General features: G+C 67.2%; 17 protein-coding genes and 1 tRNA gene. 9 read left to right on the top strand and 9 right to left on the bottom strand.

What is annotated here, in order from left to right; translation table 11 throughout:
• Positions 1 to 84: 84 nt before the first annotated feature.
• From FHS44_RS21880 to FHS44_RS21865, 4 genes are all read right to left on the bottom strand, one after another.
• Entirely contained in the window at positions 85 to 1320 is a 1236-nt protein-coding gene (locus tag FHS44_RS21880) for an MFS transporter (protein WP_221461113.1), read from the bottom strand.
• Positions 1321 to 1432: 112 nt separating this feature from the next.
• Entirely contained in the window at positions 1433 to 1951 is a 519-nt protein-coding gene (locus tag FHS44_RS21875) for a hypothetical protein (protein WP_184717495.1), read from the bottom strand.
• A 169-nt stretch (positions 1952 to 2120) separates the two neighbouring features.
• On the bottom strand, positions 2121 to 2558 hold the full coding sequence (locus FHS44_RS21870) for a hypothetical protein (RefSeq protein WP_221461112.1): 438 nt from the start codon (positions 2556 to 2558) through the stop codon (positions 2121 to 2123).
• Positions 2559 to 2788: 230 nt separating this feature from the next.
• A complete protein-coding gene (locus FHS44_RS21865) occupies positions 2789 to 3049 on the bottom strand; it encodes a hypothetical protein (protein ID WP_184717494.1) in 261 nt (86 codons plus the stop codon).
• Between the two features lie 180 nt (positions 3050 to 3229).
• Here FHS44_RS21865 and FHS44_RS21860 point away from each other — a divergent pair, with 180 nt between their 5' ends.
• Both FHS44_RS21860 and FHS44_RS21855 read left to right on the top strand, forming a co-directional pair.
• A complete protein-coding gene (locus tag FHS44_RS21860) occupies positions 3230 to 3856 on the top strand; it encodes a ClpP family protease (protein WP_184717493.1) in 627 nt (208 codons plus the stop codon).
• Positions 3853 to 4440 (top strand): ClpP family protease, encoded by a 588-nt coding sequence (locus tag FHS44_RS21855; RefSeq protein ID WP_184717491.1) that lies wholly within the window; start codon positions 3853 to 3855, stop codon positions 4438 to 4440. Before FHS44_RS21860 ends, FHS44_RS21855 begins: the two co-directional genes overlap by 4 nt.
• Positions 4441 to 4455: 15 nt before the next feature.
• On the opposite strand, the gene FHS44_RS41835 is transcribed toward FHS44_RS21855, so the two are convergent.
• Positions 4456 to 4812: a helix-turn-helix domain-containing protein gene (locus FHS44_RS41835; RefSeq protein WP_184717489.1), complete on the bottom strand. Its 357-nt coding sequence runs from the start codon at positions 4810 to 4812 to the stop codon at positions 4456 to 4458.
• A 188-nt stretch (positions 4813 to 5000) separates the two neighbouring features.
• Between FHS44_RS41835 and FHS44_RS21845 the strand changes: the two genes are divergently transcribed.
• The 4 genes from FHS44_RS21845 (at position 5001) to fmdA (ending at position 7971) form a co-directional block, all read left to right on the top strand.
• Positions 5001 to 5330, top strand: a complete 330-nt coding sequence (locus FHS44_RS21845; protein WP_184717487.1) for a PadR family transcriptional regulator — start codon at positions 5001 to 5003, stop codon at positions 5328 to 5330.
• Positions 5331 to 5371: 41 nt separating this feature from the next.
• Positions 5372 to 5989: a hypothetical protein gene (locus tag FHS44_RS21840; RefSeq protein ID WP_184717485.1), complete on the top strand. Its 618-nt coding sequence runs from the start codon at positions 5372 to 5374 to the stop codon at positions 5987 to 5989.
• Between the two features lie 566 nt (positions 5990 to 6555).
• Positions 6556 to 6684 (top strand): hypothetical protein, encoded by a 129-nt coding sequence (locus tag FHS44_RS41830; RefSeq protein ID WP_281401529.1) that lies wholly within the window; start codon positions 6556 to 6558, stop codon positions 6682 to 6684.
• A 30-nt stretch (positions 6685 to 6714) separates the two neighbouring features.
• Positions 6715 to 7971 carry a formamidase gene (fmdA, locus tag FHS44_RS21830; RefSeq protein WP_184717481.1) on the top strand — a complete coding sequence of 419 codons (1257 nt, stop codon included), beginning with the start codon at positions 6715 to 6717 and terminating at the stop codon, positions 7969 to 7971.
• Between the two features lie 236 nt (positions 7972 to 8207).
• Here the strand turns inward: fmdA and FHS44_RS21825 are convergent, their stop codons facing one another.
• Both FHS44_RS21825 and FHS44_RS21820 read right to left on the bottom strand, forming a co-directional pair.
• Positions 8208 to 8612, bottom strand: coding sequence for a hypothetical protein (locus FHS44_RS21825; RefSeq protein WP_184717479.1), 405 nt, complete (start codon positions 8610 to 8612; stop codon positions 8208 to 8210).
• Positions 8613 to 8752: 140 nt separating this feature from the next.
• Positions 8753 to 9661, bottom strand: a complete 909-nt coding sequence (locus tag FHS44_RS21820) for an aldo/keto reductase (RefSeq protein ID WP_184717478.1) — start codon at positions 9659 to 9661, stop codon at positions 8753 to 8755.
• A 229-nt stretch (positions 9662 to 9890) separates the two neighbouring features.
• On the opposite strand from FHS44_RS21820, the gene FHS44_RS21815 reads away from it, so the two are divergent.
• On the top strand, positions 9891 to 10727 hold the full coding sequence (locus tag FHS44_RS21815) for an ArsR/SmtB family transcription factor (protein ID WP_312863763.1): 837 nt from the start codon (positions 9891 to 9893) through the stop codon (positions 10725 to 10727).
• Positions 10728 to 11069: 342 nt separating this feature from the next.
• Here the strand turns inward: FHS44_RS21815 and FHS44_RS21810 are convergent.
• Positions 11070 to 11146, bottom strand: a tRNA-Thr gene (locus tag FHS44_RS21810).
• Between the two features lie 67 nt (positions 11147 to 11213).
• Complete coding sequence (locus tag FHS44_RS21805; protein WP_184717474.1) at positions 11214 to 12680, bottom strand: alpha/beta hydrolase; 1467 nt, start codon at positions 12678 to 12680, stop codon at positions 11214 to 11216.
• 343 nt (positions 12681 to 13023) lie between these two features.
• On the opposite strand from FHS44_RS21805, the gene FHS44_RS21800 reads away from it, so the two are divergent.
• Together FHS44_RS21800 and FHS44_RS21795 are read left to right on the top strand one after the other, a co-directional pair.
• A complete protein-coding gene (locus FHS44_RS21800) occupies positions 13024 to 13761 on the top strand; it encodes a hypothetical protein (protein WP_184717472.1) in 738 nt (245 codons plus the stop codon).
• Positions 13758 to 15764, top strand: coding sequence for a hypothetical protein (locus FHS44_RS21795; protein ID WP_184717470.1), 2007 nt, complete (start codon positions 13758 to 13760; stop codon positions 15762 to 15764). The genes FHS44_RS21800 and FHS44_RS21795 overlap by 4 nt, the downstream gene beginning before the upstream one ends.

Genomic DNA, 15764 nt, shown 5'->3' with positions numbered 1-15764 from the left:
TCCTCGTCGCCGACGGCGCGCGCCGTACACGCGCCGCCCCGACCAGCCGATCCCCCGCGGTCAGGCCGGGGCGGCCACCCGCGCTCAGACGTGTGTCTTCGAGCCCTCGACCAGGTTCGGGCTGAGGGCGCGGCGGGCCGTTCTGGCGACGGCGGTGGTGTCCAGCAGCAGGGCGGCCAGCGCGACCAGGGCCAGCAGCACCAGTCCGAGGGCGTAGGTGCCGTACCAGCCGTAGATGACGCCCATCAGCAGCGGCGGCACGAAACCGCCGAGCCCGCCCGCGGCGCCCACGACCCCGGTGACCGAACCGACCTTGTTCGCCGGGGCGAGCAGCGCCACCAGGGCGAACGTCGCACCGCTGCCCGCGCCGAGCGCAGCGGCCATGGACAGGAACGCGATCGTCCCGAGAGGCGCCAGCCCGGGGGTGAACGCCTGGACCGTGGCGCCGACCACGACGACGAGCAGCGTCACGGCGAGCACCCTGGTCGGCGTGAACCGGTCAGACAACCATCCGCCGATCGGACGCATCACCACCGCCAGCAGCACGAATCCGGCCATCCGGTTGGCGGCGTCGGCCTGGGTCAGCGAATAGGCGGTCTTGAGATAGGCGGGCAAATAGACCGAGAACGCCACGTATCCCCCGAAGGCCACCGCGTAGAGCGCCGAAGCCTGCCAGGTCACCCGCAGCCTGACCGTGTCCGCAAGCCGCCGCGCCATCGACTCATCGGGAACCACCCGGCCAGGCGCGTCCCGCAGCAGCAGCGCCGCCACCGCCGCGTACCCGCAGAGCATCACGGCGGTGACCACGAACGGCGTCGCGGTTCCGCCCACGTCAACCAGACTGACCGTGGTCAACGCGCTGATCGCGGTGCCGCCCATGCCCGCGCCGAACACGCCGACGGCGAGCCCTCGCCGCGAGGGCGGGAACCAGGCGTTGACGAACGGCACGCCGATCGCGAAGGTCGTACCGCCGATGCCGAGGAAGAAGCCCCCGACCAGCAGCCCGACCAGGGACGTCTGCCCGGCAAGCCCCAGGTAGAGCACCGGCACGACGGTCGCCAGCGAAACCAGCGGGAACATGACGCGGCCGCCGTACCTGTCGGTCAGCGCGCCGACCGGGATACGGCCCAGCGACCCGACCACCACCGGCACCGCCACCACCAGCGCCTGCTGGAAGGGACTCAGGTGCAGGGCCTCCTTGAACCTCGGCGCCAGCGGGCTGAGCAGCGCCCAGGCCCAGAAGTTGACCGCGAACCCGACCGTCGCCAAGGTCAGCATCAACGCCGGCCGCCGATCGACCGGCGCGTCTCCCGCACTCATGGTTGCCTCCACTGTGTCACCGTGCTGCTCCAGGCACACAGCGTTTCCGCCCAGCATTCCCCTACGACAGGGACCTTCGACCCCACTATCCAGGCCCTGCGTCACCCATCGCCTACGAGGCGAGGAGATCGAAGTGGAAACCGACGATCAGGAGCACGGCCGCCACAACGCGGATGTGAACCACACGAGGATGCGCGAAGACCGCGGGGAGCTTCGCGCACACCTTGTCGACGAGGAGTACGGCTCCCGCCACCGCCAGGGGGGCCAAGCAGAGCAGCACGACCACGACGACCCCCTTCAGCACATTCAGGCCCGGTACAGGAATGTCAATGCTCCACACGATGTCCCATATGGCGACCCAGCCGAATGCCAGGACAAGCGCGCCGACCGAAAACGAGTAGACCAGCGCGCGGCTCCAGAGAGCCTGAATGAGGGCGTGTAGCCAGTCCGCGAACGACGCGAGACGCTCGGGACCTGCGATGTCGAGCAGGATCGTCATTCCACTGACGAAGGCCGCGATCTTTCCGGTCCTGCCCCACCAGAGCATCGGCAGGCCGAACATGTCGTTTCCCAAGGTGGACCTGCCGTCCAGCCACATCCGCCAAGCCTCGAAGTAGCCGATATCCGCCACCACCGGAGCGTATGACCCACCCGACCACCTGACCAGCTCATTCTTCGAACTCACCTCGGGCATTGGCGAAAACGCCGAAGATCCCTGGCCTGAGGATTTCCGAACCGGTCACGTCATGGACGCGGCCATCGCAACCGCCGTACGGTCCGCGTAATCTCCTGATCAGCGCTCACCGCGCGGGATCCCCACCGCCAAGAACACGTTCGTGGCCTCCGGCCAGGTGCAGATCGCCCCCGAAGCTCCAGGCGACCACGCTTCCCGTGTCGAAGACGAACTCCGCCTCCATCAACTCGTCGTGGTCCTCGACATCGAACCACTCGACCACCCGCACAAGCCGTTCCCCGACATGGCGCACGAACGGCACCCCGTCAGAGGCCGGGACGACGTCGACACGGCTGTCCCACTCCGGCATGGTGTAACTCTCCTCGGGCTCGTCCGGTTCGATCCGCAGCGTCCAATCAGCGGCGACACGAACCAGGAGGGTCACCGACTCCAGCCGAAGCCAGACGTGGGACAGCTCCGGGGCATCGGACCCATGGACGAACAGGGCTCCGATGACCGCGACCAGGCGCTGGCCCTCCACACGCGAGAGATCCACAATCCACATCCACGTCGCTGAGCTTCACGATCACAAACTGTCCAAACCATGGCAGTAATCAACTCGGAGCGAACCCCGCCAGAGCAATGCGGTAGCCAACCAACCGCCTCGTCTCAAGCCCGCGCTCGGCAGCCCGCACCCAGATTCACGAGCTTGTCACCCAGGCCGAAAAGCCCGGACCGTCGCGCACACCAGCGCCCGGGTCGGTGTACGGCAGAGCCTTCCCTTCAGAACGGATGTCAGCCGGTGATCGTGATCGTGGCCAGGAACGCGAAGTAGACCACCCCGGCGGCCATGCCCGTTCTCTTCGCGGCCGTCGACGCGGCAGGTGCAAGGAACGCCGTGACCGCCAGCAACAGCCATACCAGCGCGTGCCCCCAGCGCAGGATCAGATAGGCCAGCCCATCGACGTCGCGCTGGGGCCACACGAACGCCCACACCACGGCCAGGACCAGCGCGACCACACCCCACACCTGCACGGGGACACCGACGACCTTCATGGCCGTGATCCTACGAGCCGCCTCCCGAACACGCGCGCCCTCGGTCGCCCAGGCCGATCTCTCCGTCCGGGGCTCGACGCCCCCGAGCCGGGCCGGAAATCGGGTTCACGCTGCTCAGAGCAGATCCGCCCCAGGCAGATTACGTCGACTCCGGTCCGAACCGCCTCACATGATGGACGCATGAGCGAACAATCGAGTCTTCCAATGTTCGACGCGCGGGCAAGGCGCGAACTCTACGAGCAGCGTGTTCTCGTTCTCGACGGTCCTCTCGACGATGACAACGGGACACTTCTGGCCACGCAACTGATAGCGCTCGCCACGCAGGACGCGTCATCGGACATCGCACTGTGGATTCACTCCCCGGGCGGTTCTGTTCCCTCGATGCTCGCGATCCGCGACGTCATCCGGCTCATTCCCTGTGACGTTTCGACCCTCGTTCTGGGGATCGCCTACAGCGCCGGGCAGTTCCTGCTGTCGTCGGGGGCCAGGGGGAAGCGCCGCGCCCTTCCGCACTCACGCGTCCTGATGCACCAGGGCTCCGCGGGGATCGGTGGCACCGCCGTCGACATCGAACTGCAGGCCAACGACCTGCGGCACACCCGCGACACGGTGCTCGGTCTCATCGCCGAGGACACGGGCCAGCCCATCGATCGCATCTTCGAGGACTCCCTGCACGACCGTTGGTACACGGCGCAGGAAGCACTGAACTACGGCTTCATCGATGCGATCGTGCAGAATTTCGACGAAATCGCGCCGCGCAATCGCCCGCGGCTCGGATTCGGCATTTCAGAAGGAGTCGACCAGTGAGCACATACACGATCCCGAACGTCATCGCCCAGAACCCTCGCGGCGAACGCGTCATGGATGTCTACTCGCACCTGCTCACCGAGCGAATCGTCTATCTGGGCACCGCGATCGACGCTGGCGTCGCGAACGCGCTCATCGCACAACTGATTTTCCTGGAGTCGGACAATCCCGATGCCGAAATACAGTTCTACATCAACTGCGAGGGCGGGGACCCGAGCGCGATGCTCGCGATCTACGACACCATGCGCTACATCCGCCCCCGGGTCTCAACGACCTGCGTCGGACAGGCCGTCGCGGTGGGCGCCGTCCTCCTCGCCGCGGGCACCGAGGGAAAGCGTGCCGCCCTCCCGCACGCACGAGTGATCCTGCACCAACCGGCCGCCCAGGGGCGCGGCGCGATCCCCGACCTCATCCTGCAGGCCGACGAGGTCGTCCGCGTCCGAGCGGACATCGAGCGCATCCTGTCGCGGCACACCGGCCAGACGATCGAGACCCTGCGCGCCGACACCGACCACGACCGCGTGTTCACCGCGACCGCGGCCCTGGAGTACGGACTCCTCGACCAGATCATCGAGGAGCGGTAACCCCTTCAGGCCACGCTACGCGGCCAGGGCGTACGCCGCCGAGCAGGTAGCACCCCTCGACACGTCGCTCTGAGCGGACCGCAGGCTGTCGGCGACGGCAAGGGTCAGATCGATCAGCGTCACATCCAGCGCGCCGGCGACCGCGGCGATCATCTCGCTCGACGGCTCCTTGAGGCCCCGCTCCATCTCGGAGAGATACTGCGGCGAAACCCCGGCGCGCCGTGCCGTCTCACTCAACTTCTCGCCCCGCTCATGGCGAAGCCCCCTGAGACACTCCCCAAGCGCATGCCGCCACAACGGCTCACGAGCCGGGGCCGGCTTGGAGTTACCCCGATCAACCACGGGACGAAGCGGCGAGACAGAAGAGGCCATACCTCACTTTAGGGAGACGACGCCTCCACGTTCACCCCGATCCGCGCAGAGCAGAACCATCCCCTCCACCTCCTCGCCGAGCGGCTGACCCTGTCGCGCCGGGTGCCAGCGGTCAGACCATCCGGACAGGACCGTGTAGCCACCTCGCCGCGTATCGTTCTCGACACAGGGCTGAGGAAGGGAAGGCGATGACTGAACCAGCACCAAAAGTCCGCCTGACCACCACCACGCGCCTTGTTCTGGACCTGTTCCTGGCCACCGGCCCCGACGATCCACTATGGGGATATCGGATCACCGAAGAGACCGGACTCGGCCCCGGAATCGTCTACCCGCTTCTGGAACGCCTGGAAAAGGCCAGATGGATCACTGCCACGTGGGAGACCGGAGTATCTGAAGACCGGCCACGGCGCCGTTTCTACACCCTGTCCGGCACCGGCCGCCAACAGTACGCCGCCCTGCGTGCCGTACGAGAACGGCTGCCGCGCTGGAAATGGGCGCCGGGAGGTGCGCGGCATTGAGAAGCGTTTCCCGTAGGCGCCGCTCTCCCAGTGCTGTCACCGTGTTCATCGCCGCCGTCATGGCCGTCGCCGCCGCCATCGGCGGTGTCATGACCGTGCGTAACGTCGTCGCCGCCTTCACCGATGTCGGCACCGGCAATGTCGCCGCCGTGGTCGCTGTTGTCGTCGCCATCGCCCCTTCCCTCTCCACCGTCGTGGACGCCGGAAACCTCGCCCGGCGGCTTCGCCGTATCGCAGGACGGACGAGAGTCGCCGCCCCGCTGGCCGTCGCCGTATGGATCAATGGTCGAAGCCGGTCATGGCAGGCCGAGGACTGGCGAGCGGCCCTCACCGAGAGCCCACGGCCGAGCCGCTACGGCCTCGGCCTGGTGGCCGCTGCCGTACAAATGCGCCTGTACGACCTCGGCGGGCTGCTGGTGAGGAGTGCGCGCTGGGTGCTGGCCTCCAACCGGCGCACCTGGTGGCCTCTCGGCCCCCTGCTGGTCTTCGCCGCGGTGAACGTACACCGGTCGCAGGGGTGGGGCTCGGCGTTCTACACGCTGCCGACCATCATCGGCTTCCACATCGGAGTGGAGTGGCTCCGTCACCGATGGGAGATCACGGTGAAGCCCAGGCGCTCCACCGAAGATCCAGACGGGGAGCAGACCGACCGGGCCTGACCAGGGCTGGAAGGCGTCCATGCCCCTGCTACGCCGCTGACGCATTGGGGCGTGCCGCGCGTCGGGCTTCACGTGAGACGGCGTCGCTGTACGGGATCGCACCTCTGTGAACGTGACCCGGGCACGGCGAGGGGCCGTGGGATGGGTCATGGCCGCTTCAGGAGAGCCTGGTCGGCAAACAGCAACATAGTTCATATATTCAACACGAAGAAACATATCCCCATATTTCCGCCTATGAACCGAGCGATCTACCTTACTGCGTGAGCAAGTTGGCAAAAGTGAGACGGATTGCATTCAGTTCAAACGTTAAATTGCGGATACATCAGACTCTGAGACTGCTTCCCGAGGTACATCGATAGAGAGGAACCACGACCAGGGAGGACCGGCTTGAATTCGCTCGAAGGGCGCATGCTATGACGGTATATGCGTACCGATGTCCGCATTGCTCTGAAATTGAGGCCAGTTTTCCGATGGGTACCGCACCCGCTGCGGTGCCGTGCCCGGACTGCGGCGCGGTCTCGACGCGGACGTTCTCAGCGCCGATGCTGGCGCGCATTCCGACCGCCGTGTCCAAACAGTTGCAGCGCGCGGAGCGCAGCGCCTCCGAGCCCGAAGTCGTCACGTCCCTGCCGCAGCGCCGTACCAGAGGCGCGGTGGCCATCCATCCCGCCACCCGCCGCCTGCCGCGGCCGTGACCGTCCCGCAGTGCCGAAAGGAATCCAGCCGTGCCAGAGTTGATTTTCCCGCTCGACTCGAAGAAGAAGTTCACCGACCAGGCCAAGATCGGCCACAACCGTTGGCACCCCGAGATCCCGCCTGTGGCACGGGTCAAGCCTGGCGACAGCTTCCGGGTCGACTGCCGGGAGTGGTTCGACGGTGCGATCCACAACGACGACTCCGCCGAGGACATCCGTGACGCTCCGTTGAAGACGGTGCACGCGCTCAGCGGCCCGTTCGCGGTCGAGGGGGCCGAGCCAGGCGACCTGCTGGTCGTGGACATCCTCGACCTGGGGCCCATCCCCCAGGAGGACAGCGGCCCGCTGGCCGGTCAAGGCTGGGGTTACACCGGGATCTTTCCCACCAAGAACGGCGGAGGGTTCCTCACCGAGCAGTTCCCCGACGCCTACAAGGCGATCTGGGACTTCTCTGGCCAGGTCGCCACATCACGCCATATCCCGGCGGTGTCGTTCACCGGCATCACCCACCCCGGGCTCATGGGCACCGCGCCGTCACCGGCACTGCTGTCGAAATGGAACGCGCGGGAGGCGGCGCTGATAGCCACGGACCCGCAGAGGGTGCCGCCGCTGGCCCTGCCTCCCGAGCCCCAGGACGCCATCCTCGGCGCTGTCCCCTCGTCCGAGTTCGACCGGGTCGCGTCCGAGGCGGCCCGCACCGCGCCACCGCGGGAGAACGGCGGCAACCAGGACATCAAGAACCTCACCCGGGGCTCCCGAATCTTCTACCCGGTGTTCGTATCCGGCGCGAACCTGTCGCTCGGTGACCTGCACTTCTCACAGGGCGACGGCGAGATCACCTTCTGCGGTGCCATCGAGATGGGCGGCTTCATCGACCTGCGGGTCGAAGTCATCAAGGGGGGCATGGAGACGTACCGTGTCGGCGAGAACGCCATCTTCATGCCGGGCCGCACAGACCCTCAGTACAGCGAGTGGCTGGCCTTCTCCGGCGTGTCCGTCACCCTGGACGGCGAGCAGCGCTATCTCGACTCGCAGCTGTCCTACCAGCGGGCCTGCCTGCACGCGATCGACTACCTGACGGCGTTCGGCTACAGCCCCGAGCAGGCATACCTGTTGCTCGGCGCCGCCCCGATCGAGGGCCGACTCTCGGGAGTGGTGGACATCCCCAACTCCTGCGCCACCGTCTACCTACCAACCGCAATCTTCGACTTCGACGTCCGCCCCGGCGCATCCGGCCCATTCCGAATCCCGCAGGGCACCAGCGCACCGCGCGCCAGCTTCAACTGAACCACCGGACCGACATCGAAGTCGAGTGCGTGGGACCATCACTGTCAGCAAGGATCAAAAACGCCCCGAACGATGATCGTTCGGGGCGTTTTCGCCACTCAACCAGCAAGATCGCCACCCCGGCCGAGTCAATCGGTCATCGCAGCACGTCCATAACCGAGCTGGTCTACCCAAGCAGATCCGGGCCGTCACCCAGAGCGGCGCCATCGTCACAATCGTAACTACCTGCGGGGAAGCTACGGCGTGGTGTGATCTATTCGCTGCTTCCGCCCCTGTTCGATGCGGACAATGCGGACGATCAGATAGGCCAGTATCAGCGCACCCGCGGCGAAGACGCCTATACGGAGGGCGGGAGCCTGAAGCCCTCCCGCTGCTCCCTTGAACAGGGCGAAGATGCCCGCGTAGAGCAGATAGCCTCGCCCGTCCAACCACAGACGGACACGAGGGATGCCGTTGAGAACCATCAAGCTGAACAGCATGTAAGCAAAAATCAGAAAGAGCGCTGCGGGCGTTGTGGGCGGTTCCAGCAGCAGATAGGCCGCCCCTCCTACGGAACCGACCAGTGCAAAAACAACTGCGGTCACCCGCTGCGGCCTGGATAGAGCGTCGAACCACGAAGAAGGCTGGTCTACAGAACTCACTGCATCAACCTCCCACGAGGAGCAACCCACCACCAGTGGCCGACTCTTCCAATCCGCAGCCACGCGGATAGACACACAGAGGCCCCACCGGAACCCGGTGGGGGCCTCTGATGTGAATCACAATGCAATGGGGGTCCTGCTCATGCCGTCTCGTGATGGAGAGGGTCCAGGGCAAGGAGTTCTTCCTCCGACAGTCGCAGGGAGCCCGCGGCGACATTCTGGACGAGGTGGTCGAGGTCGCCAGTGCCGGGGATGGCCAGCACGTGGGAACCCTGGTGCAGCGTCCACGCCAGCCGGATCTGGGCTGCGCTCACGCCGTGGGCGCGAGCGATGGTGTGTACCTCCGGGCTGTCGGCGGTGGTCGCACCGGCGGTGCGTCCGGCGCCGGCGATCGCGTAGAACGGCACGAACGCGATGCGCTGTTCACCACAGAGGTCCAGGAACTCCTTCTGCTCGGACGATGCGCCGATGCCGTACATGTTCTGGACGCAGACCACCGGCGCGATGGCCTGGGCCTCAGCGAGGTGGTGAGGACGGACGTTGGACAGGCCCAAGTGACGGATGAGTCCGGCCTCGCGCAGTTCGGCCAGCGCGCCGAAGCGTTCGGCGATCGAATCGGTCCCGACGATGCGCAGGTTCACCACGTCGAGGTGGTCGCGGCCAAGCTGGCGCAGGTTCTCCTCGACCTGGCCGCGCAGCTGCTCGGGAGTGGCGTGCGGCAGCCATTGCCCCGAAGGATCGCGGCCCGGTCCGACCTTGGTGGCGATGACGAGGTCGTCCGGGTAGGGGGCCAGCGCCTGGTTGATCAGCTCGTTGGCCGAGCGCAGCGGCGAGAAGTAGAAGGCAGCGGTGTCGATGTGGTTCACGCCGAGCTCGGCCGCGCGGCGCAGCACACCGATCGCCTGGTCACGGCCGCGTGGAACGGCATCGGGTGCGAACGCCTCGCCGTACTGCGGCAGGCGCATCGCGCCGAAACCGACCCGGTTGACCGTCAGGTCGCCGAGCTTCCAGGTGCCCGATGCCGCTGCGGTGATCGTCTGTGAGGTCATGGCGGGATGATCCCCGCGCGATAAGCTGGCCCGCCATTGATTCATACATGCCTGAATCTATTGAGGAGGGGTTGTCCTGGCGGAACTGGCGTTCTCGACGAGCGATCTGGCGCAGGTGCGGTTCGCCGTCTCACCGATGTGGGAGGTCACGCCCAGCTTCCGATTGCTGAGGTCCAGCACTACGCATTCGGTCCACCGATCCTGGGTCGACCAGGTACGGCCGCGCCTGGTGGCCGCCGGACTGGACCGGGGATGGCTCAACGAGTTGATCCCGCCCAGTGGCGGCTACATCCCCGACTTCCTCAACCCGGCCCCCACCGGACCGGCCCCCACCCTGGCGGAAGAGCGGGACGCGATCCAGGCCGCGCCCGCCGACCGGGTACGCCATGACCTCGACCACCTGGCCCGCCACCAGGGGACCCTCGGCCCCCGGCTACGAGCCCTGCGCAACAACCCTCAGGGCCTCCTGGCCAAGGTCGCAGAGGAAGTCGAAACCTACTGGGGACTGGCACTCGCCCCCTACTGGACACGAATCCGAGCAGTCCTGGACGCAGACATCCTCTACCGGGCCCGCCTGGCCGCCGAGCACGGCACCGGCCACCTCCTCAACGACCTGCACACGTCGCTGAGCTGGGATAACAACGCATTACGGATGGCCCGCCGAAAGCAGCCACTGACCCGCACGACGGCAGGCACGGGACTACTGCTGATTCCCTCGGCCTTCACCGGAGCAGGGCTGCGCACCCGAACGACGCCACCGGATCCACCTCAACTCGCCTATCAGGCACGGGGTGTCGGCTCACTCTGGCAGGCACGGCCCGTTACACGGGCCGACGCCCTCTCCGCCGTCCTAGGGCGCTCACGGACCTTGCTGCTGACCGAGTTGGAGATCCCGGCCTCCACCACACAGCTGGCCCACCGCACCGGACTCTCCCTGGCCGGCGTATCCCAGTACCTCACCGCGCTACGTAACGCGGGCCTGGTCAGCGCCCACCGCGCCGGCCGGTCCGTCCTCTACGCACGCACCACCGCAGCCGAAGTCCTTCTCCGAGCCGCCTCCGCCTGACCTCACGTCAACCCCCGAAGGACTTCCGGCGTCGACCACTAAGGACAAGGGCATCACCAGCGGAAACCTCATCAGGAAGACGCCGAAGCAGTCACTCGGCTCATGGACAAGGCCCTGGAGCGCGTCTATCACGAGCCAGCGGAGATCGAGTACATCCGCATGAAGCGGACGCTCGGCCCGGCTGCAAGAGAGCGGCACCCCGACCATGCTCCCGGCGCTTTGGCAGCCTGCCCGAAGCCGGATGGGTCACTAGGCCAGCCTTCTGACGCAGGCTTCTGAGGATGCGGCGAAAGCCTTGGTCATGCAGAGGCCCCCACCGGAACCCAGTGGGGGCCTCTGACCTGGAGCCGCCTTCGGGATTCGAACCCGAGACCCCTTCATTACGAGTGAAGTGCTCTGGCCGACTGAGCTAAGGCGGCGTGCCGTGTCTGTAGGACGTGGCCTACGGCAGTCTACAGGCTTCGCGGGGGTTTGCGCTCCACCACGTCAGTCGATCTTCGGGCAGCGGACACCGTCCTCGGGGACCGTCAGGTTGATCAGGTAGTCGTCAACGATGCGGTCAACGCAGGACGAGCCGCTGCGGTAGGCGGTGTGGCCGTCACCGTCGAAGTCGACCAGAACCCCCGAGGAGAGCTCGCTCGCCAGGGACTTGGCCCACTCGTACGGCGTCGCCGGGTCGCGCTCGGTTCCCACGACCAGGATGGGCGCGGCCCCCGGGGCGTCGATCTTCTCCCTGGGGACCGGCTTGACCGGCCAGTAGGCGCAGGGCAGCGTCCCCCACATGATGTACGGCCCGAACAGGGGGGCGTCCTTGAGCGACTTGCTCGCGGCGGCGGCGAACTCGGCCGAACTGCGCGGGAAAGTGGCGTCGACGCAGTTGATGGCGGTGTTCGCCTCGGTCTGGTTGGCGTACTCCCCGTCACGACCGCGATTGATCAACAGGTCGGCCAGGCGCAGCAGCGTGGTCCCGTCGCCCCGCTGGGCGTCGGTGAGCGCGCGGCGCAGGACCGGCCACGCCTGCCGTTCGTAGAGCGGGGTGGCCAGGCCGAGAACGGTCCACGACTCGCCGATCTCGCGGCTGTCGGTCTTGTTGGTGAGCGGCTGCCGGTCCGCGCGCTTCAGCAGCTCGGTGATCTGTTCCCTGGCGGAGGCGACCGTGCCGTGGAAGGGGCAGTCGGGGGTGGTGAGGCAGTTCTCCAGGAAGGCGTCGAGGGCCACCTCGAAGCCGCGGGCCTGGGTGAGGTTCATCTCCAGCGGGGTGAGCGCGGGATCGACGGCGCCGTCGAGCACCAGGGCGCGCACCCGCTTGGGGAACAGGTCGGCGTAGACCGCGCCGAGTTGCGTGCCGTACGACTTGCCGAGGTAGGTGAGGCGCTCGTCTCCGAGGGCGGCGCGCAGCCGGTCCATGTCCCTTGCCGCGTTTGCGGTGCCGACGTACGGCAGGAGCCTGCCCGAGCGGGCCTCGCATCCGGCGACGTAGTGCCGGGCACCCTCCTCAAGGGCGGTGATCTCCTCGGGACTGTCGGGGGAGCCGTCCAGGCCGGTGTAGTCGTCCAGTTCCTTCGACGACAGGCAGCGGACGGGTGAGGAGCCGCCGACCCCGCGTGGGTCGAATCCCACCACGTCGAACTTTTCCCGTACGGCGTCGCTCAGCACGGAGCGGGCGTTGCGCGCGTACTCGACGCCCGAGGCGCCGGGGCCACCGGGGTTGATCAGGATGGATCCGAGGCGTTTGCCCGTCGCGGGCAGCCGGTTGACGCTGATCTCGATCTTCTCGCCATCCGGTTTGGCGTAGTCGAGGGGCACCGTCAGCTTGGCGCACTCGTAACCCCCGCCACAGGCGGCCCACGAGAGCGAGGGGATCGTCTCGCCGCCACCACCGCGAGCCCCCGAACAGGCCGTAGCGAACAACGCCAGCGCCGCGAGCGCGGCAGCCGTACGGGGGAATCTCACGCCTTCGTCCGCTCTATAGATCAGGCCACAGGATGCACGAGGTGACTGGCGAGTCGGATACCCGCCGGCACATCGTACGCCCGGGGGACGGACGTCGTGGAAGGAGCCGTGTTCGACGGAACGTCCACCGGACGACCGCGCCTGAGCCGCGATGCCCCCGGAAGCCAACACCTGACCGCTTTAACCGGAAATATCCATATTTATGGAAACAAGGGCCACTCTCGGTTCAACCGGGCTGCATTCCATATTGGTATGGGATGTGCCTTGCCACACTGCCCCATACTGATGCCTCGTCCGAGATCAAGCGCAGCAGGCAATCAGAGGACAAGAAGCCAAGAAAACCATGGAAAACATCCCCTTCGAGCGTGCCCTTGTCGTGTCGAGCGACCTGAGAGGCTACGGCCAGGGCACCGACAAACGGCACGAGACCATGCAAAAGACCTTCGTCGACCTACACGAGGCCGCCGCCATACAGGCCGGACTTGACCGTGGGTCCTGGGGGATCCAGCAGGGCGGCGACGGCGAGCTGGCCGTCCTGCCGGCGAGCGAGCCCGATCCCCTCGTCGTCGACCAGTACGTACGGGCACTTCACGAGGAACTCGTGCGACGCAACGCGCCCCTGGCACCCGAGGAGCGGTTCCGGCTCAGGGTGGCGCTCGCCTTCGGCACCGCCTATCCGGCGGCGAACGGATACGCGGGTCAGGCGGTGGTCGAGGCGACCCGGCTGGCCGACTGGGGTCCCCTGAAACGGCTCTTCGGCGACAGCCCGGAGGCGCACATCGTCCTCGTCCTCTCCCAGCGGGTCTTCGAGGACGTGGTGCTCCAGGAGCACACCTCCTACGCGAAGGACGACTTCCACCCGGTCATGGTCCAGGAGAAGGAGCTCTCCGCCCCGGCCTGGATCTGGGCACCGGAAATCACCGCGGCGAAGCTCAACCGCCTTCCAAAAAAGGCGCCCACGGAACCCGGCAAAGGTTCGACCGAAAAGGAAATCCACCTCTCCCAGCGAGCAGAAGTGATCAACAACCTAAACGGGCCCGTCAGGGCGCGTGAGATGAACTTCGGGATCACCCATAAATGACGACGCAGGAGGAGAACCCGCCGCAGGACGAACCGGAGCAGCCCGAGCAGGCGACTGTCGATCTCGACGAGGACGCCCTCGGCCAGACCGCCAACGTGATCAACAACTTCTTCGCCGGGGTCAGCACGCGGCAGGCGAACTTCGGCATGACGGGCGCCCCGGCGGTGCGGTCGGCCGCGGGACGGCTCGATCGTGATGACGTCGAACGCGCCCTCGCGCACTTCGTCAGGCCCGCGGGCTTCGAACGGGCCCGCGCGACGCTGAGCGAGCGGCACCTGGTCCTCCTCGTCGGCGAGGAGGGCATCGGCAAATGGACGAGCGGGGTCGCGCTGCTCTCCGCGACGGGCTTCCAGGACAGGATCACCGTCCTGTCCCCCGGCCTCGACCTGGACGGCCTGCTGGCCACCTCCTACAGGAAGGGCAGGGTCTACTTCGTCCACGACTGGATCGAGGGAAAGGTCGAGAACAGCGTCAGGCGGTTCGGCCTCGACACGCTCGGCACCAGACTGGCGCGGGCCGGAGCGCACCTGGTGATCACCCTCAACCGCGCGGAGGCGCGTCAGGGGTTCGAACCGTTCGAGATCGGCTGGGAGCCACCCGACCCGCTCGAAATGCTTGAGGCCCGCCTCGGCCGTACCCGCCTCACCTACGAGCGGGACGGGCTTCCCGAGGAGGTCACCGCACTACGCTCCCCACGCCAGGTCGTCGAACTGGCCGAGCAGATGCTCAAAGGCCAGCCCCCCGAAAAGATCATGGCCGATCTGTGCGGCGGCACCGTCGCCGGATGGTTCGACGGCATGCCCAAGCGCTCCGAGGTGTTCGCCGTCGCCGCCCTCGCCTTCGCCTACGGCATGCCGGAGCGGATCTTCGAACGCCTTCTGGTACGGCTGACCGCCATCGCCGACGAGGTCGAACGGCAGGGCGCGGAACGTGAGCGCCGCTCCATCGGGGAGGAGCTCCCCCAGAGCCGGAGGCTGTGGAACGACGCCAACCCCCTGGTCCGCCTGTCGACCGACGGCGGGGAGCCCACTGTCGTCTTCCGCAGCCCGCACTACCGGGAGCAGGTGATCCTGCAGCTCTACCGCGTCTACGGATACGGCGTTCTTGAGCCGTTGCGGCAGTGGGTCCGCGAACTGGCCGACGACCTGCCCGAGGTGCAGGTCCAGGCGGCCGCGGGTCTTGCCCTGCTGGCCAGGAAACGTCCCGACGAGGTCAAGGAGTCCTTCCTCGTTCCCTGGGCGGGTGGCCTGGTCAAGGAACGGCTGGCCGCGGCCAACACCCTGTCCCTGATGTGCGCGGACGACACCACCGCGGCCGTCGCCTTCACCACCGCGCTGGGCTGGGTCGAGAACGCGGGACAGCCCCAGGCGATGACCGCGGCGCTCGCCTTCGCCGGTGGCCTGGCCATCCGCTACCCGGGTGAGACGGTCGACTGGCTCTGGTACCTGTCGCTCCGTGGCGTCCGGGTGAGCGACGTCGCCCAGCGAGCCCTGACGCTCATGTTCCAGGCGGCGGCGGAGCGGGACTCCGAGGCGTCGACCGCGCTCAGGCTGCTCGTCATGCACCTCGAACGTGACCTCGGCGAGGGCATGGAGCCGCAGAAGGCCAGGCGGGCCCTGCGGGCCGTACTCGGCGTGCTGACGGCCGACCGGCTGGACAGGGAGGAGTCGCTCATGGCGTGGCTGCTGCTGTCCCAGCCCGACAGCGCCGAGGCGATCGGCACCCTGTGGGCTTGGACACTGCACAACGCCTACCACCGTTCTGACGCCGTGCGGGCGCTGTGCCGTACTCTGCGCCACCTCGGAGAGCAGGACGGGGCCCTGGCGGCCGCGGAGGCGCTCGGCTCCGCGGTGTGGTCCGTCCTGCCCGAGGCCGTCGCCCTGCTGGTCAGGCGCTCGATCGACCGCGCGTGCGCGGAAAGGCGCGTGCGGCGGGACTCCCCTCCCGCGAAGCAAGTCGTCCTCGCCCTGCTCAACGCGGGCGCCCGGCGAATTTCCTCTTGA

This window comes from Streptosporangium saharense (assembly GCF_014203715.1).
Lineage (GTDB): Bacteria > Actinomycetota > Actinomycetes > Streptosporangiales > Streptosporangiaceae > Streptosporangium > Streptosporangium saharense.
This window is presented reverse-complemented; position numbering and strand designations above follow the sequence as displayed.